The sequence below is a fragment of the Actinosynnema sp. NPDC023794 genome, from assembly GCF_040639675.1.
Classification (GTDB): domain Bacteria; phylum Actinomycetota; class Actinomycetes; order Mycobacteriales; family Pseudonocardiaceae; genus Actinosynnema; species Actinosynnema luteola.
In genome coordinates this window covers 141,545-163,539 of sequence record NZ_JBFAFR010000007.1, presented here as the reverse complement: position 1 = coordinate 163,539, position 21,995 = coordinate 141,545, and the positions used below count along the sequence as shown (strand labels likewise).

Here is a 21,995-nt window from a genome sequence, read left to right as displayed (position 1 = left end):
CGGACATCCACCCGGGCGACCACCGCGCCTACACCGCTCGACTACATCCCAAGGATGACGCGGCGCCGCGCTCATCCCGGTGGGGTACCGGAAATGCCCCGGCCGACCGACGCGCCCGGATCCGCGCCGCTCCTAGCGTCCACCGCGCCACATCGAGGACGAACCAGGGAGCCGACCATGACCACGCCGGTGATCGAACTGCGCGACGTGAGCCGCAGGTACGACGACGGGCCACCGGCGTTGAGCGACGTGTCGCTGACCGTGCGGGCCGGGGAGGCCGTCGCGATCCTCGGCCCGTCCGGGAGCGGCAAGTCCACGCTGCTCAACCTGATCGCGGGCCTTGACCGGCCCGACACCGGCACGGTCACCGTGGCGGGCGTGCGGGTCGACGGCCTGGGCGAGGCCGCGTCCGCCCGCTACCGGCGCGCCCGGATCGGCATGGTGTTCCAGTTCTTCAACCTGCTCGACGACCTGACCGTGGCCGACAACGTGGTCCTGCCCGCCCAACTGGCCGGCATGGCGCGCGGCGAGGCGGCCAGGCGCGCGGCGGACCTGCTCGACCAGCTCGGCGTCTCGCGGCACGCCCGCGCCTACCCGGGACGCCTGTCCGGCGGCGAACGGCAACGGGTCGCGGTCGCGCGGGCGTTGATGAACCGGCCCGCGCTGCTGCTCGCCGACGAACCGACCGGCGCGCTCGACACCGCCTCCGGCGAGGACGTCAGCGCGCTGCTCACCGAGCTGAACGCCGACGGCCAGACCCTCGTCGTGGTCACGCACGACCTGGCGCTGGCGCGGTCGTGCACGCGCCGCACGATCCAGCTGGTCGACGGCCGGATCGCCGGCGACGTCGTCGTGGAGCCGACCCGATGAGCGGGCTGGGGCGGGTCGTGCGCTCGGGCGTCGCGCGGCGCCGGGTGCAGACCGCGGTGATCGGGCTCGCCACCACGATGGCCGTCACGTCGTCCGTGCTCGGCGGGTCGCTGCTGGTGGCGTCCACCGCGCCGTTCGACGACGCGTTCGCCGAGCAGCGCGGCGTGCACCTGTCGGCGCAGTTCGACGCGGGCAAGGTGACGGCGGAGCAGCTGTCTGCCCCCGTCGCGGGCGTCACCGCGTCGGCCGGGCCGTTCCCGACCACGTCGGTCACGCCGAGCGACGAAGGGCCCGGCGACCCCGCGCCGCTGACCCTGGTGGGTCGGGCCGATCCCGGCGGCGGACCCGTGGACGCGGTGACGTTGACCGACGGGGAGTGGGCCGACGCGCCCGGCGAGGTCGTCGTGTCCGCCGAGAGCCCGCACGCGCACTCGCCGACCGGCTCCGGCGTCGGCCGCCGCATCCCCCTCGCCGACGGCTCGTCGTTGACCGTGGTCGGCGTGGCCCGCTCGGTCAGCCGCACCGCCGACGGCTGGGTGCCACCGTCCTGGATCACCTCGCCCGGGGGCTACCAGGTGCTGTACCGCTTCGCGTCCGCCGACACGGCCGAGCAGGTCGACGCGGGCCGCGCGGCGGTGGCGGCGGCGCTGCCCGAGGGCGCGCTGACCGGCTCGCAGTCGTGGCTGGTGCTGAAGCGGGCGGCCGAGCGCACCATCGCGGTGTTCGTGCCGTTCCTGGTCGCGTTCGGCGTGCTGGGGCTGGTCATGTCGTTGCTCGTGGTCGGCAACGTGGTCGCGGGCGCGGTCGGCGCGGGGACGCGGCGGATCGGCATCCTCAAGGCGCTCGGCTTCACCCCGGCGCAGGTCGTGTGGGCGTACATGGCACAGGCCCTGATCCCGGCGGCGGTCGGCACCGCGATCGGCGTCGTGGCGGGCAACCTGCTCGCGATCCCGGTGCTGGCCGAGACCGAGGACGTCTACGGCGCGGTGACGCTGACCGTGGCGCCGTGGGTGAACGTCGTGGTGGCCGTCGCCGCGTTGGCGCTGGTGTCGGTGACGGCGTGGGTGAGCGCGTTGCGCGCCGGTCGGTTGCGCACGGTGGACGCGATCGCCGTCGGCCGCACGCCGCGTCCCGGCCGTGGCCGGTGGGCCGCCGCGCTGACCGCCCGACTGGCCGTGCCGCGACCCGTAGGGCTCGGCCTCGCCCGTCCGTTCGCGCGGCCCGCCCGTGCGGCGGCGATGGTGGCGGCGGTGCTGTTCGGTGCCACCGCGGTCACGTTCGCGGTCGGGCTGGCGTCGTCGCTCAACCAGATCCAGATCGCCCGCAACCACAACTCGGCCGACGTGACGATCGGGGTGGACGGGCCGGGCGGCGGTCCCGGCCAAGGCCCCGGTCCTGGTCCCGGTCTCGGTTCCCGCCCGACGAAGCCGAAAGCCGACCCGGTCGCGGTCTCGGACGCCATCAGCGCCCAAGCCGGGACGCGCGCGCACTACCGCACCAGCCGCACGCAGGTGACCGTCAGCGGGGTGGCGGGTTCGACCGAGCTCGTCTCGTTCACCGGTGACGCCACCTGGGACGGCTACCAGATGGTGTCCGGCCGGTGGTTCACGGGACCGGGCGAAGCCGTCGCGCCGAAGCCGTTCCTCGCCGCCACCGGCACGGAGGTCGGCGACACCGTGACGCTGAACGACGGCGGGAAGTCGGTCACCGTGCTGATCGTCGGTGACGTCTTCGAGATGAGCAACGACGGCATGGTGGTGCTGACCGACGCGGCCACGTTCACGTCCGGGTCGACGGACGCGAGCCACTACATCGCGGTCCGGCCCGGCACCGACGTCACCTCGTACGTCGAAGGGCTGAACACGGCGCTGAAGCCGCTCGGCGCGACCGCGCGGCCCGGTCGACCCGACCAGGCCAGCGACGTCGTCATCCTGATCAACAGCCTGACCGCGGTCCTCACGCTGATGCTCGTCGCGGTGGCCGCCATGGGGGTGCTGAACGCCGTCGTGCTCGACACCCGGGAACGGATCCGGGACCTGGGCGTCCACAAAGCACTCGGCATGACGCCCCGGCAGACCATCGCGATGGTGATCGCCTCCGTCGTCGTGATCGGGGTGCTCGGCGGTGCGGTCGGCGTGCCCGCCGGGGTCGCGCTGCACCGGGCGGTGCTGCCGGTGATGGGGGAGAGCGCCGGGATCGGCCTGCCCGTGTCGGCCCTCGCCGTGCACGATCCGCTGTCGCTGCTCCTGCTGGGCATCGGCGGCGCGCTGATCGCGATCGTGGGCGCGTTGCCACCGGCGACGTGGGCGGCGAAGACGTCTACGGCAACGGCTTTGCGGACGGAATAGGGCGGAGGACGGGGACCAGGGCGAGCGCCGGGACCAGCAGCAGCGGCACGACCAGCAGCGCCCGGAGGATGCCGACCTGGTCCCCGAGGAGACCGACGACCGGCGGCCCGGCCAGGAACGCGGTGTACCCGATGACCGCGACCACGCTGACCCGTGCCGCCGCCCGGTCCTCCTCGTCGGCCGCGGCGCTCATGCCGACCGGGAAGCCGAGCGACGTGCCGAGGCCCCACAGCGCCACCCCGGCCACCGCCACCGCCGGCGCGCCGCCCAGCACCGCCAGGGTCGTCCCGGTGATCGCCAGCAGCATCGTGCCGACCAGCACCGGCGCCCGTCCCCACCGGTCCAGCGCCACCGTGCCGACCACCCGGCCGAACGTCATCGTGGTCACGAACACGCCGAACACGATCGCGCCCGCCACCGGCCCGAACGCGTACCCGTCCACGAACGCCACCGCGACCCAGTCGTTCGCGGTGCCCTCGGTGAACGCCAGCACCAGCACCAGCAGCCCGATCAGCAACGTGCGCGGCTCCCGCCAGGCCGCCGGCACACCGCTCTTCTCGCCGCTCGCGTTGCTCGTGCCGTGCCGGCGCCGGAACGACCGCGCGGCGGCGACCGTGCCGGCCAACGTGACGACGGCGACGCCCGCCAGGTGCGCGGTCACCGGCAGGCGCAGCCAGGCCGCCGCCGCGGCCAACCCGGCGGCGGCCACCGTGCCCAGGCTCCAGACCGCGTGGAACCGCGGCATGATCGTGCGCCCGACCACCCGCTCGACGGCAGCCGCTTCGACGTTCATCGCCACGTTGCACGTGCCCGAGCCGTACCCGAGCAGGAACAACCCGACCGCCGTCGCCGTCGTCGACGGCCAGACGCCGATGGCCGCGCCCGCGACGACCAGCCCGGCGGACACCCCGACGGTCGACACGCACACCGTTCGCCGTGCTCCGAGGCGGTGGGTCACCTCGCCGGCGGTGAGCATCGCCACCGTGGCGCCCGCCGACATGGCGAGCAGCAGGAGCCCGAGCGCGCCCGCGCCGAGACCCAACGCGTCGCGGGCGGCGGGGACGCGGGCGAACCAGGACGCCACCGCGACCCCGTTGAGCCCGAACGTCACCGCGACCCCGACCACGGCACCCCTGACGCCGCCCGACGTCACCTCGCTCCGCGACATGCGGGCTCCTTCCCCCGACCTCCCGATCCTCGTGTCCGAGAACCGACCCGACACCCGTGCCGCACACGTCGAGGCCTTTCGCGACCTCATGCGTGGCAGTGCGTCGTGACCTCATACGTGGAAGCGCTTCCACCACAAGGGCGGGGCCTGGCAAACTCGCTGCCGTGGCCGAGGTCGGGAAGGGGCGGGAACCGACCTCGTCGAAGGCGCGGGAGCAGGCGTTGTCGAATGGGCAGGAACCGACCTTGTCGGACGTGGCCCGGCGAGCCGGCGTGTCGGTGGCAACGGCGTCCCGCGCCCTGAGCGTCCGCGGCCCGGCCTCAGCGTCCGCCCGCCACCGGGTCCTCGCCGCCGCGCGCGAACTGGGCTACGTCCCCAACCCCGTCGCCCGCGCCCTGGCCACCCGCAGCGGTACCCGCATCGCGGTGGCCGTCGGCGGCCAGACCTCGCACGTCCTCAACGACCCCTACGTAGCCCGCGTAACCACCGCCGCCGCTGCTGCCGCGGGTGAGGTCGGCGTATCCCTCCACTGGCTCCCGCTGCACGACCCCGCCGAACTGGGCAGGTTGGCCGAGAACCGCGACATCGGCGGTGTGATCGTCGTGAATCCCACCATGCCCGCGCTGGCCACGATCCCCCGATCCGCCCGGGGCCGGATCGCGTCGATCGGCATCGGAACCCGCGACGTGCCGTCCTTCGACGTGGACAACGCCACCGGCACCACGAAGATGATCGAACACCTCATCACCACGGGCCGCCGCCGAATCGCCATGATCACCGGCCCCCAATGGCTCCCGTGCACCGAACGCGCCCTCACCGCCTACCGCCGCGCACTCGCCGACGCCGGAACCCCACCCCGCCTGGCCGCCGGCGACTTCACCGCGGCCACCGGCGAGTCCGCCACCACCGAGATCATGACCCGCTGGCCGGACACGGACGCGATCTTCGCCCTGGGCGACCTGTCCGCCCTCGGCGTGCTCACAGCCCTGCGCCGCAAGGGCGTGGACGTGCCGGGCGACGTCGCCGTCGCAGGTTTCGACGACATCGCCTACGCCGCCCTGAGCCACCCCGGCCTCACCACCACCACAAACCCCGTGGAAGCCATCACCACCGCCGCCGCCACAGCCGTGCTCAACCACCGACCGACACCCCCGCAAACCTTCTACCCGACCACCTTGATCCTCCGCGCCAGCACCTGACCCACCCTCTGACCCACCCTCCGGACCCCGACTCGCCTGACCCCGACTCGCCTGAGCCCGCCACCGGGTCCACCCTCTGACCCGACGGGCCTGCTCGCCCACCTGGCCACCGCACTACCCGTCCCACCCGACCGCCCCACTTCACCGATCTGGCGACACCCGGCCGCCCACACCGACCTCCGCCCGTGGCCCGACCCACCCGTAACCGGCTGCACGGCCCCGGCTGGCCGCGACCCACCCCACCCCGCCAACCCCAGCCCGGCCCCGCAACAGGCCTCCCAGCCATGTCACCACCACCCCGGCCGCCTAACCGCGCGACCACGCGCGGGTGTGCGGGGCGTGGGAATGGGGTGCCCGGCCGACGTTCGACCGATGTCCGACCGGTGGCCTGCCGACGTCCGACCGGCCGAGTGCCCGACTCCGCCGACACCAGCCGCGGCGTCCGCATCGGGCATCGTCGCCGGCTGGGCGCACACCTCCGCGACGACTGACCCGGCATGGCGTCCGGCCGGCTCGCGGAACCCCGGGGCGGCTGCACATCCACTTCCCCGGCCTCCGGGTTGGGCGGCGGTGCCTTGGTCACCCCGGGTGGTGGGGCAGGGCAGGGGTTGGTTGCCGGCCTTGTTGTTTCAATCGACGTCTCACGTCGGCGACAACGGCGTTGTGGTGTTGATGATCGGGTTCAGATTCACTCGATCGTGGACGTGGTAGTGGCAGATAAAGGCTGGTCAGGGGCAGTCTAGCGGGGAAGTGGGTGCTCGGCGACCGGGCTGTGCCTGCGGTCCACGGCGACTGCCGCCATCAGCACGCAGCCGACCATCGGGAGCAGGAGCGGTGGCAGTTGCCACGTCACGATCAGCATCACGGCCAGTGACATCACCAAGAGCAGCGAGCCGCCGAAATCCGACGCCGCACGACGCCCCGCCTCCCGCATCACGGACGGCCACCGCGAACCCGCCGACCACAACGCCGCCGCACGCAGCACGACCACCGCCAAACCAACAGCCGCCACCCCGCAGACGACGGCCACGACACCGCCACCGGCGACCCGCGTCCGCAAGAACACCACGTCCACCACCAGCACGGCGAAGCCGCCGACCACCCCGACCGACACCACCCACCCACCGGGCAACGCCGACCGCACCCGCTCGAAGAACGACCGGACCGACGTGGTCTCCCCGTCGACGTGGGCCTTGATGTGCGCGCACCCGGCCGCGAGCGCCGGCACCAACGTCACCACCGGCAGGGCCGCCAGCAGCACCAGCAACCCCGCCATCAAGCACTCGCCGAACAACGAGAACCGCTTCACCGGCTCACCCCTTCAGCCCGGACGTCGACACACCCTCCACCAGGAACCGCTGGAAGAACAAGAAGAACAGGATCACCGGCACCAGCGCCAGCATCGACATCGCCATCAACGCGCCGAAGTCCGAACCCGTCGACTCGTCGATGAACAACTGCAACGCCAACGGCAGCGGGTACTTGTCCGGCGTGCTCAGGTAGATCAACGGCCCGAAGAAGTCGTTCCAGCTCCAGATGAACGTGAAGATCGCCGTGGTGATCAGCGCCGGCCGGCACAGCGGCAGGATGATGTGCCAGAACACGATCCAGTGCCCCGCACCGTCGATCTTCGCCGACTCGTCCAGCTCACGCGGCAGCTGCCGGATGAACTGCACGATCAGGAAGACGAAGAACGCCTCCGACGCGAGGAACTTGCCCGCCAGCAGCGGCACGTACGTGTCCACCAGGTCCAGGTTCTGGAACACGACGTACTGCGGGATGATCAACACGTGGAACGGCAGCAGCAGCGTCGCGATCATGATCCCGAACAGCACCGTCCGGCCGCGGAACCGCAGTCGGGCGAACGCGTACGCCGCCAACGCCGACGACGCGACCGTGCCCACCACCGACAGCACCGCCAGCACCGCGGAGTTCCAGAAGAACCGGCCGACGCCGACACCGACCACGCCCTCGAACACCCGCTCGTAGTTCGCGAGCGTCGGCGCGGTCGGCAACAGCTGCAGGCTGCCGATGATCGTCTCGGACGGCTTGAACGTCGCCGCCGCCACCCACACGATCGGGTACAGCACGACGGCGAGCAGGGCCAGCACGCCGACGTGCCACAGCACCCTGGTCAACGACTGCCTCATCGCTTGTCCCCCGAGTCCCCGGAGTAGAACACCCAACCCCGTGCGGTGCGGAACAGGAACACGGTGACGAGGCCGACGCCGAGCAGCAGCATCCACGCCATCGCCGACGCGTAACCCATGCGGTAGTCGCCGAAACCGCGGTCGAACAGGTAGATCGTGTAGAACAACGTGCTGCCCGCCGGCTGCCCGTTCGGCCCGCCCACCACGTACGCCGACGTGAACACCTGGAAGGCGTTGATCGTCTCCAGCAGCAGGTTGAAGAACAGCACCGGCGAGATCATCGGCAACGTGATCGACCAGAACCGCCGCGCCCGGCCGGCGCCGTCGACCTGCGCCGCCTCGTACAGCTCCCGCGGCACCTGCTTGAGCCCGGCCAGGAAGATCACCATCGGCGCGCCGAGCTGCCACGTCGCCAGCAGCACCAGCATCATCAGCGAGAAGTCCGGGTTACCCGCCCAGCCGCCGGTGTCGATGCCGAACCGCAGCAGCAGCTGGTCGACCACCGAGTCGTCGCTGAACATCATCTTCCACACGATCGCGACGCCGACGCTGCCGCCGATGAGCGACGGCCCGTAGAACGCCGCCCGGTAGAAGCCCTGGCCACCACGCTTGCTGTTGAGCAGCATCGCCACCGCCAGCGCGGCGACCAGCTTGATCGGCACGGCCAGCGCCACGTAGATCGCGGTGACCTCGACCGACCGCAGCCACCGCGCGTCGGAGAACATCCGCTGGTAGTTCTCCAACCCGATCCACGTCGGGGTGTTGAACAGGTCGTAGTCCGTGAACGAGAGGTACAGCGAGGTCACCATCGGCCCGAGGGTCAGCAGGACGATCCCGATGATCCACGGTGACAGGAACAGGTAACCCGCCAGGCCGTCGCCCGACGGGCGGGCCCGCTTGCGCGGACCCGCCCCGCCGTCGGTGGCGATTTCGGCGCGCCGGTCCGGCGCGATCGTCGCCCGGCTCACGACCCGAGGGTCTCTTCCGCCTCGGTGAAGAACTGGTCGACCGCCTCGTCCACGGTGATGCGGCCGTACTGGAGTTCCTCGGTGATCCGGATGAACGCCTGCTCCAACGTGCCGGCGCCCTTGGGTGGCGCGGGAGGCGTCTTGCCGAACTTGTCCTTCAAACCGTCCTCGTACGCCGCCACGGCGGCCAGCGGACCTTCGAGCTGGGCCGCGGCGCGCTGCGCGTTCGTCGGCGGCAGGCCCCGGTTCGCGCCGAAGATCTTGCCGACCTCCGGGTCGTTGACCATGAACGACACCAGCTTGGCCGCCGCCGCCGGGTGGTCGGTCTTCTGCGACACGCTCAGCAGCATCGACGGCTTCAGGTACTGCCCGGACGTGCCCGCCTTGTCGGTCGGCACCGGCCCCAGCTTGAGACCGGGGTTGGCCTTCGCGTAGCGGGACATGAAGTTGTCCCAGCCGAGGTCACCCGCGACCAGCTTCTGCTCCAGCGCGAACGCGGGCTTGATCTGCACGCCCTTCTCGATCGGCAGCACGGTCTTGCCGTCCGCCAGCGCCTTGCCCTCCTCCATGAACTCCTTCAAGCGCGCCTTGTCGAAACCGAGCTTGCCGTCCTCGGTGTACAGCAGCCCGCCTTCCTGGCGCAGCTGGAGCTCCAGGTTGTAGTAGCTGCCGACGTAGTTGCCGCCGCCGGAGACCCCGGTCTTGTCCGCGATCGTCTTGAGGGTGGCGCGGTAGTCGTCCCAGCTCCAGCCCTCCTTCGGCTCCGCGACGCCGGCCTGGGCGAACAACGCGGGGTCGTAGATGTAGCCCCACGTGTTGCCGCCCGTCGGCACGCCGTACAGCTTGCCGTCGATCTCGCCCGCGCCCTTGAGCCCTTCGAGCAGGTCCCCGAGCTCGAGGTTCTTGCCGTCCTGCTTCTTCAGGTCGTAGAGCGCGTTGCGGTCCGAGTACTCGCGGATGTAGGCGAAGTCCATCTGCAGCACGTCCGGCGCGTTGCCGCCCGCGGTCTCGGTGGCCATCTTCTGCCAGTACGCCTCGAACTCCTGGAAGCTGGGCGTGACCTTGATCTCCGGGTTCTTGCTCTGGAAGAGGTCGATCGCCTTCTGCATCAACTCGGCGCGCTCGGCGTTCCCCCACCACGAGAACCGCAGCGTGGCGGGACCGGCCTTGGTCTCGTCGCCGCTGCCGCCGCTGCCGCCACAGGCGACTGCCAACAACGCGACCATCGACGTCGCCAGGACTCGGCCTCTGAAACGTTTCAGTGCACCCATTCGGTTCCTCCGGTCTCGACCGCTCCCAGGGCGTGGCGCGCGGTGCAGAGGGGAAAGCGCTTTCCGGGAGGCTACGAGCAGGTTGCGCCAACGTCAATGCCCACTTTGGAAGCCGTGCTCCCACCGAACGGGTGCCGCGGATCCGGGCCGCCGCCACCGCCCGCCGCGAGCCGCGGCGGACGGTGGCGGACAGCCGGTCGACGATCATCGGACGTAAGGCCACCCAGCGGAATCGAAGGCCAGCAGGTTGATGCCCAGTCGAGACGCACCGTCGTCACCGTAGTAGTGGTAGACGAGGATGTCGCTGTCGGCGTCCGAGAACACGTCCTGGTGCCCGGTCCCGTGGACGCTGCCCTGGCCGGCGAGGATCTCGGTGCCGCCGCCGGAGGTCATGGCCGTGCCGTTGCGGGCGACGTAGGGGCCGGTGACGCTGGTCGACCGGCCGGCCATGATCCGGTAGGTGCTCTGCGCGCCGCGGCAGCAGTAGTCGAACGACACGAACAGGTAGTAGTAGTTGCCGCGCTTGACGATGTTCGGCGCCTCGATCGCACCGCCGTTGCGGCCGGCGATGGCGCGGACGGTGGAGTCGGAGCGCAGGCCCGTGGACGGGTTCAGCGCGATCATCTTGAGACCGGACCAGAACGAGCCGAAGCTCAGCCACCAGCGGCCCTGGTCGTCCACGACGAGGTCGGGGTCGATGGCGTTGAAGTTGTCGCTGGTGCGCGTCTCGATGACCAGGCCGCGGTGGGTCCACGTGCCCGCGTTGCCGCTGGGGCTGGTGGCCAGGAAGATCGCCGACCGGTTCGAGCCGAACGACGAGGCCGAGTAGTACATGTAGTACTGGCCGTTGCGGTAGGAGATGTCCGGCGCCCAGAGGTTGCGGCTGCCGTTGGTGTAGGTGGTGGTCCAGGAGGCGCCGTTGGGGAACGCGGCTCCCGCGTTGCGGAAGGCGGTGCGGTCGGTCGAGGTCTTCAGGCCGATGCCGTCCGCGGTGTGCGCGACCAGGTAGGTGCCGTCGGGCCTCTTGACGACGCTGGGGTCGTGCACCCGGGTGTCGCCGGTGACCACGCCGGGTCCCGGGTAGGCCGACGCCGGGGGCGCGGCCACGACGGTCACGCCGGTCATGGCGAGTGCGGTGGCGAAGGTGGCGAGAGCGCGTTTTCTCAATGCAGCCACGGTTTCCTCGATACTCTCGGGGTGGACTGGACGCGGCGGCGTTAATGTCCTGAATGGACTGGAGCGGTGCTGGGAACGGGGAGGCTCGGCGCCTCGACCCGGCAGCGGACAGCCTGCGCGGACCCGTGCGTCGCCTCCTTGCGAGCAGGAATCGTGACGCGCTCCCGGTCGCCTGCCGGTTCGGCCGGACTGGGAGCGCTTCCTGGGCACCGTAGCGCAGGCCGGGCGAGGCGGGCAAGCCTGCCTGTTAGCGATAACAGGCAGGCTGTGCACCTGGAACAGCTGGTGCTGTTAGCGCTCACAGGCCGTCTGATCAGCCCAGGACCCGGCCGAGGAAACCGCGGGTGTACCCGGCGATGGTGTCCAGCTGGTCCTCCAGCGCGAAGTGGCCCGCGTCGAGCAGGTGGATCTCGGCCTCGGGCAGGTCGCGCCGGTAGGCCAGCGCGCCGTCCGGGCCGAAGATCTCGTCGTTGCGCCCCCACACGGCGAGCAGCGGGACCTGCGTCTCGCGGAAGTACCGCTGGAACACCGGGTACGCGTCGAGGTTGTTGCGGTAGTCCCGGAACAGGGCCAGTTGCACCTCGGCGTTGCCGGGCCGGTCGAGCAGGGCCTGGTCGTGCGCCCAGGTGCCCGGGTCGATCCGGCCCGGGTCCTTGACGCCGTGGGTGTACTGCCAGCGGGTGGCGTCGAGCGTGAGCAGGGCCCGCACCGCCGGCTCGGTGTCGGGACCGGGGTTCGCGGCGTAGGCGAACAGCGGCTCCCAGAACGGGGTGAAGCCCTCGGTGTAGGCGTTGCCGGACTGCGTGATGACGGCGGTGACGCGGTCGGGGTGGCGTGACGCGATCTTGAAGCCGATGGGTGCGCCGTAGTCCTGGACGTACAGCGCGTGCCGCCGCACGCCGAGGTGGTCCAGCAGGCCGAGGGTGATGTCGGTGAGCGCGTCGAACGTGTAGTCGAACTCGTCGACCGACGGCGCGGCGCTGTGGCCGAAGCCGACGTGGTCCGGCGCGATCACGCGGTAGCGGTCGGCGAGTGCCCCGATGAACTCGCGGAACATGTGCGAGCTGGTGGGGAAGCCGTGCAGCAGCACCAGGACGGGCGCGTCGGGGTGGCCCGCCTCCCGGTAGAACACGCGCTGCCCGTTGATGTCGGCGTACCGGAACGAGGTCATCGGCTGCTCCTGACTGGAAGATTCTAACCGTTCTAAATGATTTGAACGGTTAGGTATGCGCCCAGGTAAGCAGGCTCGTGTTAACCTGTCAAGCGACTCGGAACGGTTAGATCGGGGGAGGTGTGCCCGGTGCTCGGTGCCGATGACGCCGTGACCGGCGCGTTGCTGGCCAAGGGGTGGCCCGCGCGCCCGCTGGCGGACCAACCCCTGGGCATCGACCTGCTGAACACCCGGTGGGTGGCCGGCGGTGTCGCCTACGACCTGCTCGACCACGACGACCTCACCGCCGCGTGGCTCGCGGACCGGGAGCTCGACCCCGCCCGGCCCGTGCCGCGGCGGGCGCTCCGCGAGGCCCGCGCCGCGGTGGCCGCCGTGATCGCGGACCCGGCCGACCACGCCGCCCTGAACGCGCTGCTGGACCACGGCCGGGTGCGGTTGACCGTCGACGAGCGCGGCCCGGTCGAGCACGACGACGTCGCCGACCCGCGGTGGCGTGCCGCCTGGGCATGCCTGCGCGACTTCGTCGTGCTGCGCGAGGCGGCGCCGGACCGCGTCCGCAAGTGCGCGAACCCGGAGTGCGTGCTGCACTTCCAGGACGTCTCGCGCACCGGCAGGCGGCTGTGGTGCTCGATGACGGGCTGCGGCAACCGGTTGAAGGCGCGCCGGCACCACAACCGGGTCCGCGCCACGTCGTGACCGCACGGGGGTCGCGCCGTGATCGCACGCGCGTCAACCGGCGGCCGTTGGGGTATGGCTAGGCCATGACGCACCAGGAACCGCTCGACCTCGGCGCGACGGACCTCCCGGAGGCCGAGGAGGCGCGCGTCAGGCGTGCGCACGACCTCGACCGGCCGGCGGTGTTCGACCGGCGCAACGACGTCGACCGCAGGTCCCGGACCAGGGCGAACCTGCTGCCCGAGGAACGGCGGACCGGCAGCGCCGACCCGCGGGCCCAGGCGCGCGAGGTGCTGCGCGACTCCGACGTGCGGACCGAGGTCCCCGAGTCCGCGCCCGACACGATGGCGGAGCGGCGCGAGTCCGATGCCTGAAAGTGCTCACTCGGTGAGCACTTTCACCCCGCACGATGGGCCCATGAACGCGCTCACCGACACCCCGGCCCTCGACTTCGCCGACGCCGCGGAGTGGGAGTCGTGGCTGGCCGAGCACCACGGCACGAGTGACGGCGTCTGGCTCAAGATCGCCAAGAAGGGGTCGGGCCGGACGTCGGTCACCATCGCCGAGGCGCTCGACGTCGCCCTCTGCTTCGGGTGGATCGACAGCCACCGCAAGGGCCTCGACGCCGACCACTACCTCCAGCGCTACTCGCCGCGCCGACCGGGCGGCTCGTGGTCGCGGGTCAACGTCGAGAAGGCCGAGGCGCTCATCGCCGCCGGGCGGGTGCGGGAACCCGGCCTCGCCGCGATCGAGGCGGCCAGGGCCGACGGCCGGTGGGACGCGGCCTACGAGCGGCAGCGCGACGCCACCGTGCCGCCCGACCTGGCAGAGGCGCTGGCGGGCGACGAACGCGCGCGCGAGCGGTTCGAGCGGCTCGGCCGGACGGGGCAGTACGCGCTGCTCCTCCGGCTGATGAAGGCCAGGACGCCGGCCGCGCGTGCCGTGCGACTGCGGCGGGTCGTCGACGAGCTGGCGGTGTGACCCGGCGAGTCCACGGCGGATTTCGAGTGGGGGCCGGGTGTGCGGACGGGGGAGAGTCGCGTCCGCCCACCCGGCAAGTCGGTGCTCGCGCTGTCGGCGAAGGTAGCGCAATGTTATCGCTAACACCAGCCCTGGCTGCGGATCATGCCGGTAACCAGCCGCTTTGGCGTGCGAATGTCACGCGGACGCGGCTCCACGGTTCTCAAGCCTCAATCGTCTCGTAAAGAGGTATTGAGGCTTGACGACCCGCGCTGTTAGCGTTAACAGCCGCATCCCGACGCGCCACGATGGAGTGGACCCGATGAACAGTGCCGTTCCCCGGTGGGCAGCCCGCAGGCTGGCGGTGGTCGCGGTGGTGGCCGTGACCGCGCTGGCGGGGCTGGTCGTCATCACGCCCGCCGCGCAGGCCTCGCCGGCCGTGCAGTACACGAACCCGTTGGCGAACCAGCGGGCCGACCCCCACATCTTCAAGCACACCGACGGCTACTACTACTTCACCGCGACCGCGCCGGAGTACGACCGGATCGTCCTGCGCCGGGCGACCACGATCCAGGGCCTGGCAGGCGCCCCGGAGTCGGTGATCTGGCGCAAGCACTCGTCGGGTGAGATGGGCGCGCACATCTGGGCGCCGGAGATCCACTTCATCAACGGCAAGTGGTACGTCTACTTCGCCGCCGGCCGGACCGACGACATCTGGCGGATCCGCCCCTACGTGCTGGAGAACGGCAGCGCCAACCCGCTGACCGGCACGTGGACCGAGCGCGGCAAGGTCAACGTCCCGTGGGACAGCTTCTCCCTGGACATGTCGACCTTCGTGGTCAACGGCGTGCGGTACCTGACCTGGGCGCAGGCCGAGCCCGGCATCTCCACGAACTCCAACCTCTACCTCGCCCGCATGGGCGCCACCCCGTGGTCCATCACGGGGTCGGTGGCCAGGCTGACCGTGCCGACGCTGGCGTGGGAGACCAGGGGAGGGGTGAAGGTGGCCGAGGGGCCGTCGGTGATCCAGCGCGACGGCCGGGTCTTCCTGACCTACTCCGCCAGCGCCACGGACGCGAACTACTGCCTCGGCATGCTGACCGCGTCGGCGTCCGCCGACCTGCTCAACCCCTCGTCGTGGACCAAGAGCGCGAACCCGGTGTTCGCGTCCAACGCGTCGACCAGCCAGTACGGTCCGGGGCACAACTCGTTCACCGTCTCCGAGGACGGGCAGAGCGACATCCTCGTCTACCACGACCGCAGCTACCGCGACATCTCCGGCGACCCTCTGCGCGACCCGAACCGCCGCACCCGCGTGCAGAAGGTCTACTGGAACTCCGACGGCACGCCGAACTTCGGCATCCCGGTGGCCGACGGCGTCACGCCCGTGCGGCTCAAGTCGTACAACTACCCCGACCGCTTCATCCGGCACTGGGAGTACCGCGGCCGGATCGAGGCCAACGTCAACCCGCTGGCCGACTCGCAGTTCCGCGTCGTGACGGGCCTGAACGGCTCCGGCACGGTGTCGCTGGAGTCGACCAACTTCCCCGGCTACTACCTGCGGCACCGCAACCACGAGATGTGGGTCGAGCGCAACGACGGCAGCGCCGTCTTCCGCGCCGACGCCTCCTTCCACCGCCGCGCGGGTCTGGCCTCGGCCTCCGCGGTGTCCTTCGAGTCGACCAACTTCCCCGGCCAGTACATCCGCCACAACGGCACGACCGTCAACCTGACCACCGCACCCGACGCCGTCGCACGCGCCGACGCCACGTTCATCCTGGAGTGACCGAAAAGTGCTGCGCTTCCCCTTGATCCACCCGCCGCTGCTGCACGCCCTGGCCACGGCGGGCCACGGGTCCAAGGTCCTGCTCGCGGACGCCAACTACGCGCACCGGACCAACGTCCACCACCGCGCCGAGGTGATCCACCTCAACCTGCGCCCCGGCCTCGTCACGGTCGACGAGGTGCTGGAGCCGGTGCTGTCGGCGATCCCGGTGGAGGCCGTGCACACCATGCGGCCCGACGACCTGGGCACGCCGGAAGCGTGGACCGACTACGAGCGCGTGCTCGGCCCCGGCCTGCCGCTGCAACCGCTGGCGCGGCAGGACTTCTACGCGGCCTGCCGCGCACCGGAGCTGGCGGTGTGCGTGGCCACCGGTGACGGCCGGCACTACGCGAACGTGCTGCTGACGGTCGGCGCCATCTCCTGATCCCCGGTCCCCCGACCCGCGTGCGCCGGCGTGCGCGCGGGTCGGGGGACCGGACCTACCGGCCCGAGTCCGGTGTGGACAGCCACCCGTCGACCAGGTCGGCGACGATCGCCCCGCCGCGGTCGCTCAGGTGGACGTGGTCCACCAGCAGGCGCAGGCCGTTGCCCCGCGCCACCTCGTCCCACTCGTGCCCGAGCAGGTGGTGCTCGGCCGCGGCCAGGTAGGCCACCCCGAAGTCGAACCCGAAAGGCGTCGGCTCGTCGTCCCGCTCCCGGAGCGCGTCCACCATCCGCTCGTGCAGGGGCAGGTAGGACACGCCGGCCTCGGTGGCGATCTCCTCGACCACCGCGTTGTAGTCACGCAGCTCCACGTTGAGGGCGCCGTCGAGGTCCTCGCCCAGCGGCGGCAACGAGAGCAGCGCGATCCGGGCGGTCGTCCCCGACCGCACCCGCGCCACGATCGCGCCGAGGTCGGCCCGGTACTCGTCGAGCGGGACGTCGCCGCGCACGTCGTTGGTCCCGATCAGCAGCGTGACCGCGTCGGGTCGGCACGCCACCACGTCCGCGTCGACCCTGGCCAGCAGGTCGGCGGTGGTGTGGCCGTTGACGCCCGCGTTGACCAGCCGGTGCCCGCGATCGCGCAGCGCGCCCACCCAGTCCGCGCCGAGCGTCCCCCTGGTCGTGCTCGCGCCGGCCGCGACGACGACCGGCCCGGACCCCGGCACGCCCTCCCCGCCGCACGCCTCGGCCGGAGGGTTCACCGGCGGCCGGACGAACGCCAGGTACCCCACGGCGCCCGCGACGCCGAGCACTCCCACCAGCACCGCGCACAGCGCGATGATCGCCCGCTTCCCGCTCGACATGCCGCCCCCAGAGTGGTTAGTGAATACTAGCCCCTATGGGGGGCTAGTATTCACTAACCTGTCAAACGGTGAGGTGGGACGGCATGGGCACCCGAGAACGGATCCTCGACGCGGCGGCGGAGATCCTGCGCACGCGCGGCGTCGCGCAGGCCACCACCAAGGAGATCGCGCACGCCTCGGAGGTCTCCGAACCCACGCTCTACAAGTACTTCGGCGACAAGGAACGGCTGCTGCTCGCCGTGCTGGAAGAACGGCTGCCCGGCCTGTCCCGGGTGTCGGTCCGACCGGGCGAGGGCGATGTCGAGGACAACCTCGCCGAGCTCGCGCACGCGGTGCTGGACTTCTACCAGCGGTCGATCCCGATGCTCGCCGCGCTGCTCTCGGACCCGCAGCGGATGGCCGCCCACCGGGTGGCGATGAGCAGGCACGGCGGCGGTCCGGAGAAGGCCGCCACGCCGTTCGCCGAGTACCTGCGGGCCGAACGGGCGCTCGGCCGGATCGCACCGGACGCCGATCCGGACGCGGCGGCGTCACTGCTCGTCGGCGCGTGCTTCCAGGAGGCGTTCCTGCGCTACTACGCCGAGGGCCCCGATGCCGCCGCCGCACCACGCGCGCACGCCGAGGCCCTGGCCCGAGCGGTCGTCAGGCCGCTGCGCTGATCCCGCGCCGCGGCGACAGGCCACGCGACCGCCGGTGACGGGAGCGCTCAGCCCAACGGGCTGTGCAGGATCGCCGCGTACCCGTCGGGTCCCACGGCCACGCAACGCCGCTCGTGCGGGCCGGTGGTGATGTCGCCGACCCGGAACCCGAGGGCCTGCGCGCGGGCTCGCGCCTCGTCCAGGTCGGGCACCTTCACCAACACGGCCGGACCGTCGTGGACGCGGTCCGCGCCGGACAGGGCGAGCCGCCCGCCCGCCACGTCGAACTGCGCCCAGCGGTCGCCGTCCACGAACGTCGGCGCGACGCCGAGCAACGCGGACCACCGCTCGACCGCGCCGGCGAGGTCGTCTGTCGGGACAACGGGAGCGATGCGTTCAGCGGTCACGTGACCGACGCTAATGACGCCCCGCCCCGTGGTCAACGCCCCGGCGGCGGATCGAGCAACAACGAACAAGGCACTTCGGACGGTTCACGGGTGAACCGTCCGAAGTGGAGGGTCTGTCCCCGCGGCGCTACCGCGGTTCGTCGATGCCGGGCACGGTCACGTCGTCGTCCGCGGGCGGCTCGGGATCGCGCCACTCCTCGGCCCTGCTCGGGCGGTTGCCGCGCAACGTGCCTTCCAACTCGTGCTTGAGCTCGTCGTCCTTGATCGGGCCGTGCTTGCTGCTCTCGCGGTGCATGGGCGGGTCCTCCTCCATGCTCCTGGGGACGGTCGCTTGCCCGGGTGGAGTACCCCGGCGCGTTCGGCCGAATCGCGTTCACCCGTCAGCTTCGCCACGGACGGTGTCGGTTCACCCGTTCGACCGAGCATGGACGTTCCTCGACCGGGGTACTTCCCACTGTGAGGACCAGGTAAACGGGAGGTGGCGTCGTGGTCGAGCGGCTGACAGTCCGACGCCGAGACCCCGGCACGGGGCCCAGCCGCGGGCCTGATCCGGTGGCGGAGATGGACGTGTGGTGGGACCGGATCGGTCGGAACCTCGGCCGGGAGTGGGACCTGGCCACGGCCGACGAGCGGCCCCTGCTCGTCGACGTCGCGGTGACCGAGCAGGCCTACTTCTTCGCCACCCTGCTGCAGGACGTGCGACCGCGCGACGTGCGGGTGGAGATCCGCGACCGGGACCTGCGGCCCGACGGCACGCCGATCCGGCGCGACCGGGTGGGCATCACGGTGCGCCCGGCCGATTCCCCTCGCGGTTACTACTACTGCGCGACCGTGCCGGCCGAGGTGGACGTGGAGCGGATCGACGCGTGGCTGCTCGACGGGATGGTCGTCGTGCGCGTGCCGACCAGGTAGGCGTTTCGCGGCCGGGGTCGCGGGTACCGCACCGGCAGGCGAGAGAGCTGGAGGAGTCATGGCCGGCACGCTGACCCGCGACCACCTGAAGGACTGCCTGACCGACGTCCACTTCCCGGCGAGCAAGGACGACCTGCTCGACGCGGCGATCCGCAAGGGCGACCCGACCGCGGTCCAGGCGCTGCGGGCGATACCGACGACCGACTACGCGAGCCTGCACGAGGTGTTCGGCGCGGTCGAGCTCGGTGGCGACGACGAGCCGCGGTAGGACCGTCAGCCGGACCAGGCCGCGAGGCCCGAGCGGGACGGCGTGGCGCCGGGGAAGGCGGCCGACAGCGTCTGCGCGTACCGGCGTGCCTCGGGCGTGGTCAAGTCCGGTGGCGTCAGCCACGGCGCGAGGTGGTGTCGCGCGTCCGGTGGCGGTGTGCCGCCGAGCACCAGGGCGTCCGACGACCCGGGTGTGACGGCGTGGCCCAGGCGTGCGGCCTCCTCGCGCACCACCGCCTCCGCCTCGGCCGCGCGCCGCGAGTCGTCCGCCACGACGGAGAACGGCCCGCCGATCGACGCGACCGCCGCGCGCAGCGCCGCCGCGTCGGCCTCGGTCAGGCCGGGCCACGGCAGGTCGCCGCGCTTGCCGATCAGCTTCGCCGCCAACACCGCTGACGCGTAGTCCGGACCCTCCGCGCCGCGGACGTCCGGGCCGGACCACGCCACGCGGCCGGTGTCCACCGGGACGGTGGTCCGCGTGCCTGCCCGGTCCAGCCACAGGTCGCTGCGCCCTTCCGGCAGCCACACCAACGCCCACCGGCCCGTCGTCCCGTCGCGCGGCTGCGCGGGCACCAGGGCGTTCGGCGCGTTGCCGACCGAGAGCGGTGCGTCGGTGGTGTGCACGATGTTCCAGCCGGGCATGTGCGGCACGACGAGGACGTCCACCGGGCCCCCGCCGAGCGCCACGCGGGTCAGCAGCGGGTCGCCGGCGGCCGGGGTGGAGAGCTGCCCGGCGATCGTGACCTGGCCGAGGCCCGCCAGCAGGGTCAGGCCCAACGCCGCGCCGACGACGCGCACCATCGCGGTCGGCGGGCACAGCGCGAGCCAGGACACCGCGACGAACGCGGCCATCAACGTGATGTAGGCGAACGACGACGGCGGTCCGGCGAACCACGTGCCGGCGGCCACCGTCGCGAGGACGGCGGCCACCACCACGAGCCGGCCGATCACCGGCCGCTCGACCCGCAACGCGGGCGGCACGGCGAGCAGACCGATCAACGCCACCGCGGCCGGCGGTGGCATCCACGACGCTTCCGCGATGAGCAGCACCACGACGCCGCCGATGCCGGCGAACCCGGTGACCGCCCGCCGGGTCGACAACCCCGACGCGGCGGGCACGAACGGCCGGACCAGGGCCCAACCCGCGACCACGGTCACCGCGCCGAGCAGGATCAGCCGCAGGAGGGTGAAGCCGAGCGGCAGGCCGACGGCGCCGTGGTTGTGCACGTGATCAGGCCGACGCGCCGACCGCGCACGAGCACTGCATCTCCGAGCGCTCCTCCGGCGACGGCCGCATGTGCAGCACCATCGCGATGACCATCGGGATGAACACCACGGTGTTGTAGAACAGGTGCAGCTCCACCCGCGGGATGATCAGCTGGATGATGCTCGTCGGCGCCGGCTTGCCGAGCAGGTTCGTCGAGGCGGACGCCTGGATGAACAGCAGCAGGTGCTCGATGTGGTGCCAGAACTGCAGGCCGAGCGCGACCGTCCACCACGTCTTCGAGCGGCCGACGAACCCCTTCCGCAGCGCGAAGAGGAACACGAGCATGACCAGCGCGTAGCCGTAGTGCATGACCTCGGACGTGACCAGCCACGGGAACCACAGGCCCAGCGCGCCCTTGGCCTGCGGCACGGGCCAACCTAACGCGTAGATCTGCACGGCCTGGGTGATGTGCTCCGCCCAGTGCGCGAGCACGATCAACGTGAAGGCGTAGAGCGCGGGCTTGTGCCGGATCGTGTTGAGCGGACCACCCGTCGAATGGGTATGGGCTTGAGTGTCGACCATGGATTCCTCCTGCTGCGCCGGCCTCGATCGGGCCAATTGCCCTGACCAGCGACGATACCGGGTTCGGGGCGCGCCAAGAACGCCATCGTGCGGAGTGCGCAATCGTGGAGAAGGTCACTGGTCCACGCGCCGGTACGGTGGTCGTCCCCGATGACCGCGCGGCAACCGCACGTCGACTATATAGCGTTCCTATGCGCTGCTCCTCTTCTGGTTTGCGGTTGCGCGAACTGCTCTCACGACCTCCACCAGCGGAAGAAATGCACACTTTCGCAGGAAGCGGGAACCGCGGTGCGGGTGCTAAGGCGTCGAGGTGTCGCGAGCGTCGGACCGCTCCTGCTACGAACTGCGTACCAGTTAGTTGCTTTTTAGGACCAAGATCGGTAGCGTGTGGTTCACGACGTCGACTGCGGACCGAAGCTTCGGGGGTGCCAGTGGCCGCGACCTGTCAGGTCGTGTCGCCGCGCACCGGCCCGGTGGCCGGACTCCGTGCCGATGCCGTGCTCCGACTCCGCGACGGGACCCCCAGCTCGTCCGAGCGGAGCGCTCTGGCGGTCCGCTGAGTGACCGCCGCCGGCGCGGATGGGCTGGTACCGGCCCATCCGCGCGGCCGGACGCGCGCGCCCCGCGGGCCCCAACCCGCCGGGGCGCGCCGCGCCGTGCTGTGCGGTCCGCGGGAGGGTGTTCCCGCCGCCCGCTGCCAGGCCTGGTGGTGAGCCGGATCTGCCTTGCCGCGTCACGGAATTCAACCGCCGTGCCGTGACCCCGACGAGGTCGGCGGTGGCCGGAATGGCCGTTGTGCCGCGATCGGCCGTTGTCCCGACGTTCCTCCCCGGGTGGGGGCGGGCACATCCTCCCGATTGCGACATTTCGGCTGAAACGCGTCGCGGCCGGTCGCCGCCATATCTGTCGGGACGACCTCTGGCCGCCGATCGGGTGGTCGGAGGTCCGACCCGG

At 71.6% G+C, this 21,995-nt stretch carries 23 protein-coding genes; 11 read left to right on the top strand and 12 right to left on the bottom strand.

Annotation, left to right across the window (positions count from 1 at the left end):
- Positions 1-177: 177 nt before the first annotated feature.
- On the top strand, positions 178-870 hold the full coding sequence (locus AB0H12_RS18130; RefSeq protein ID WP_499623966.1) for an ABC transporter ATP-binding protein: 693 nt from the start codon (positions 178-180) through the stop codon (positions 868-870).
- Positions 867-3,218, top strand: a complete 2,352-nt coding sequence (locus AB0H12_RS18125; RefSeq protein ID WP_499623965.1) for an ABC transporter permease — start codon at positions 867-869, stop codon at positions 3,216-3,218. Before AB0H12_RS18130 ends, AB0H12_RS18125 begins: the two co-directional genes overlap by 4 nt.
- Here the strand turns inward: AB0H12_RS18125 and AB0H12_RS18120 are convergent.
- Entirely contained in the window at positions 3,190-4,386 is a 1,197-nt protein-coding gene (locus tag AB0H12_RS18120) for an MFS transporter (RefSeq protein ID WP_499623964.1), read from the bottom strand. The genes AB0H12_RS18125 and AB0H12_RS18120 overlap by 29 nt on opposite strands.
- Before the next feature lie 164 nt (positions 4,387-4,550).
- On the opposite strand from AB0H12_RS18120, the gene AB0H12_RS18115 reads away from it, so the two are divergent.
- Positions 4,551-5,585, top strand: coding sequence for a LacI family DNA-binding transcriptional regulator (locus tag AB0H12_RS18115; RefSeq protein WP_499623963.1), 1,035 nt, complete (start codon positions 4,551-4,553; stop codon positions 5,583-5,585).
- Positions 5,586-6,324: 739 nt separating this feature from the next.
- On the opposite strand, the gene AB0H12_RS18110 is transcribed toward AB0H12_RS18115, so the two are convergent.
- From AB0H12_RS18110 to AB0H12_RS18085, 6 genes are all read right to left on the bottom strand, one after another.
- The gene (locus AB0H12_RS18110; RefSeq protein WP_499623962.1) at positions 6,325-6,894 is read right to left on the bottom strand and encodes a hypothetical protein; all 570 of its coding nucleotides are present in this window, start codon (positions 6,892-6,894) and stop codon (positions 6,325-6,327) included.
- Positions 6,895-6,898: 4 nt separating this feature from the next.
- On the bottom strand, positions 6,899-7,735 hold the full coding sequence (locus AB0H12_RS18105) for a carbohydrate ABC transporter permease (protein ID WP_499623960.1): 837 nt from the start codon (positions 7,733-7,735) through the stop codon (positions 6,899-6,901).
- Positions 7,732-8,703, bottom strand: coding sequence for a carbohydrate ABC transporter permease (locus AB0H12_RS18100; protein WP_499623959.1), 972 nt, complete (start codon positions 8,701-8,703; stop codon positions 7,732-7,734). Before AB0H12_RS18100 ends, AB0H12_RS18105 begins: the two co-directional genes overlap by 4 nt.
- Positions 8,700-9,917 carry an ABC transporter substrate-binding protein gene (locus tag AB0H12_RS18095; RefSeq protein ID WP_499623958.1) on the bottom strand — a complete coding sequence of 406 codons (1,218 nt, stop codon included), beginning with the start codon at positions 9,915-9,917 and terminating at the stop codon, positions 8,700-8,702. The genes AB0H12_RS18100 and AB0H12_RS18095 overlap by 4 nt, the downstream gene beginning before the upstream one ends.
- Before the next feature lie 261 nt (positions 9,918-10,178).
- On the bottom strand, positions 10,179-11,150 hold the full coding sequence (locus tag AB0H12_RS18090) for an arabinan endo-1,5-alpha-L-arabinosidase (protein ID WP_499623957.1): 972 nt from the start codon (positions 11,148-11,150) through the stop codon (positions 10,179-10,181).
- A gap of 313 nt (positions 11,151-11,463) precedes the next feature.
- Positions 11,464-12,321, bottom strand: a complete 858-nt coding sequence (locus AB0H12_RS18085; protein WP_499623956.1) for an alpha/beta fold hydrolase — start codon at positions 12,319-12,321, stop codon at positions 11,464-11,466.
- 129 nt (positions 12,322-12,450) lie between these two features.
- Here AB0H12_RS18085 and AB0H12_RS18080 point away from each other — a divergent pair, with 129 nt between their 5' ends.
- The 5 genes from AB0H12_RS18080 (at position 12,451) to AB0H12_RS18060 (ending at position 16,166) form a co-directional block, all read left to right on the top strand.
- Positions 12,451-13,017, top strand: coding sequence for a CGNR zinc finger domain-containing protein (locus AB0H12_RS18080; protein ID WP_499623955.1), 567 nt, complete (start codon positions 12,451-12,453; stop codon positions 13,015-13,017).
- A 65-nt stretch (positions 13,018-13,082) separates the two neighbouring features.
- Positions 13,083-13,370, top strand: a complete 288-nt coding sequence (locus tag AB0H12_RS18075) for a hypothetical protein (RefSeq protein ID WP_499623954.1) — start codon at positions 13,083-13,085, stop codon at positions 13,368-13,370.
- Between the two features lie 43 nt (positions 13,371-13,413).
- Positions 13,414-13,977 (top strand): YdeI/OmpD-associated family protein, encoded by a 564-nt coding sequence (locus AB0H12_RS18070; protein WP_499623953.1) that lies wholly within the window; start codon positions 13,414-13,416, stop codon positions 13,975-13,977.
- 301 nt (positions 13,978-14,278) lie between these two features.
- Positions 14,279-15,742 carry a family 43 glycosylhydrolase gene (locus AB0H12_RS18065; protein ID WP_499623951.1) on the top strand — a complete coding sequence of 488 codons (1,464 nt, stop codon included), beginning with the start codon at positions 14,279-14,281 and terminating at the stop codon, positions 15,740-15,742.
- Between the two features lie 7 nt (positions 15,743-15,749).
- Positions 15,750-16,166, top strand: a complete 417-nt coding sequence (locus AB0H12_RS18060) for an RbsD/FucU family protein (RefSeq protein ID WP_499623950.1) — start codon at positions 15,750-15,752, stop codon at positions 16,164-16,166.
- Between the two features lie 55 nt (positions 16,167-16,221).
- Here AB0H12_RS18060 and AB0H12_RS18055 read toward each other — a convergent pair whose 3' ends face one another.
- Entirely contained in the window at positions 16,222-17,028 is an 807-nt protein-coding gene (locus AB0H12_RS18055; RefSeq protein WP_499623949.1) for an SGNH/GDSL hydrolase family protein, read from the bottom strand.
- An 83-nt stretch (positions 17,029-17,111) separates the two neighbouring features.
- Here AB0H12_RS18055 and AB0H12_RS18050 point away from each other — a divergent pair, with 83 nt between their 5' ends.
- Complete coding sequence (locus AB0H12_RS18050) at positions 17,112-17,687, top strand: TetR/AcrR family transcriptional regulator (RefSeq protein WP_499623948.1); 576 nt, start codon at positions 17,112-17,114, stop codon at positions 17,685-17,687.
- Positions 17,688-17,734: 47 nt separating this feature from the next.
- Here the strand turns inward: AB0H12_RS18050 and AB0H12_RS18045 are convergent, their stop codons facing one another.
- The gene (locus AB0H12_RS18045) at positions 17,735-18,073 is read right to left on the bottom strand and encodes a VOC family protein (protein WP_499623947.1); all 339 of its coding nucleotides are present in this window, start codon (positions 18,071-18,073) and stop codon (positions 17,735-17,737) included.
- 127 nt (positions 18,074-18,200) lie between these two features.
- The gene (locus AB0H12_RS18040) at positions 18,201-18,368 is read right to left on the bottom strand and encodes a hypothetical protein (RefSeq protein WP_499623946.1); all 168 of its coding nucleotides are present in this window, start codon (positions 18,366-18,368) and stop codon (positions 18,201-18,203) included.
- Positions 18,369-18,634: 266 nt separating this feature from the next.
- Here AB0H12_RS18040 and AB0H12_RS18035 point away from each other — a divergent pair, with 266 nt between their 5' ends.
- Both AB0H12_RS18035 and AB0H12_RS18030 read left to right on the top strand, forming a co-directional pair.
- Positions 18,635-18,985, top strand: coding sequence for an Hsp20/alpha crystallin family protein (locus AB0H12_RS18035; RefSeq protein WP_499623945.1), 351 nt, complete (start codon positions 18,635-18,637; stop codon positions 18,983-18,985).
- A 58-nt stretch (positions 18,986-19,043) separates the two neighbouring features.
- Positions 19,044-19,253 (top strand): DUF2795 domain-containing protein, encoded by a 210-nt coding sequence (locus AB0H12_RS18030; RefSeq protein WP_499623944.1) that lies wholly within the window; start codon positions 19,044-19,046, stop codon positions 19,251-19,253.
- Positions 19,254-19,258: 5 nt separating this feature from the next.
- Here AB0H12_RS18030 and AB0H12_RS18025 read toward each other — a convergent pair whose 3' ends face one another.
- Both AB0H12_RS18025 and AB0H12_RS18020 read right to left on the bottom strand, forming a co-directional pair.
- Positions 19,259-20,479: a DUF6239 family natural product biosynthesis protein gene (locus AB0H12_RS18025; protein ID WP_499623943.1), complete on the bottom strand. Its 1,221-nt coding sequence runs from the start codon at positions 20,477-20,479 to the stop codon at positions 19,259-19,261.
- A gap of 4 nt (positions 20,480-20,483) precedes the next feature.
- Positions 20,484-21,041 carry a hypothetical protein gene (locus AB0H12_RS18020; RefSeq protein ID WP_499623942.1) on the bottom strand — a complete coding sequence of 186 codons (558 nt, stop codon included), beginning with the start codon at positions 21,039-21,041 and terminating at the stop codon, positions 20,484-20,486.
- Positions 21,042-21,995: the final 954 nt, after the last annotated feature.

Bases quoted from the DNA above. Each gene is read 5' to 3' on its own strand.
- AB0H12_RS18130 (WP_499623966.1), top strand. From the start codon at position 178: ATGACCACGCCGGTGATCGAACTGCGCGACGTGAGCCGCAGGTACGAC.
- AB0H12_RS18125 (WP_499623965.1), top strand. From the start codon at position 867: ATGAGCGGGCTGGGGCGGGTCGTGCGCTCGGGCGTCGCGCGGCGCCGG.
- AB0H12_RS18120 (WP_499623964.1), bottom strand. From the start codon at position 4,386: ATGTCGCGGAGCGAGGTGACGTCGGGCGGCGTCAGGGGTGCCGTGGTC.
- AB0H12_RS18105 (WP_499623960.1), bottom strand. From the start codon at position 7,735: ATGAGGCAGTCGTTGACCAGGGTGCTGTGGCACGTCGGCGTGCTGGCC.
- AB0H12_RS18085 (WP_499623956.1), bottom strand. From the start codon at position 12,321: ATGACCTCGTTCCGGTACGCCGACATCAACGGGCAGCGCGTGTTCTAC.
- AB0H12_RS18075 (WP_499623954.1), top strand. From the start codon at position 13,083: ATGACGCACCAGGAACCGCTCGACCTCGGCGCGACGGACCTCCCGGAG.
- AB0H12_RS18070 (WP_499623953.1), top strand. From the start codon at position 13,414: ATGAACGCGCTCACCGACACCCCGGCCCTCGACTTCGCCGACGCCGCG.
- AB0H12_RS18065 (WP_499623951.1), top strand. From the start codon at position 14,279: ATGAACAGTGCCGTTCCCCGGTGGGCAGCCCGCAGGCTGGCGGTGGTC.
- AB0H12_RS18055 (WP_499623949.1), bottom strand. From the start codon at position 17,028: ATGTCGAGCGGGAAGCGGGCGATCATCGCGCTGTGCGCGGTGCTGGTG.
- AB0H12_RS18050 (WP_499623948.1), top strand. From the start codon at position 17,112: ATGGGCACCCGAGAACGGATCCTCGACGCGGCGGCGGAGATCCTGCGC.
- AB0H12_RS18040 (WP_499623946.1), bottom strand. From the start codon at position 18,368: ATGCACCGCGAGAGCAGCAAGCACGGCCCGATCAAGGACGACGAGCTC.
- AB0H12_RS18035 (WP_499623945.1), top strand. From the start codon at position 18,635: ATGGACGTGTGGTGGGACCGGATCGGTCGGAACCTCGGCCGGGAGTGG.
- AB0H12_RS18030 (WP_499623944.1), top strand. From the start codon at position 19,044: ATGGCCGGCACGCTGACCCGCGACCACCTGAAGGACTGCCTGACCGAC.
- AB0H12_RS18020 (WP_499623942.1), bottom strand. From the start codon at position 21,041: ATGGTCGACACTCAAGCCCATACCCATTCGACGGGTGGTCCGCTCAAC.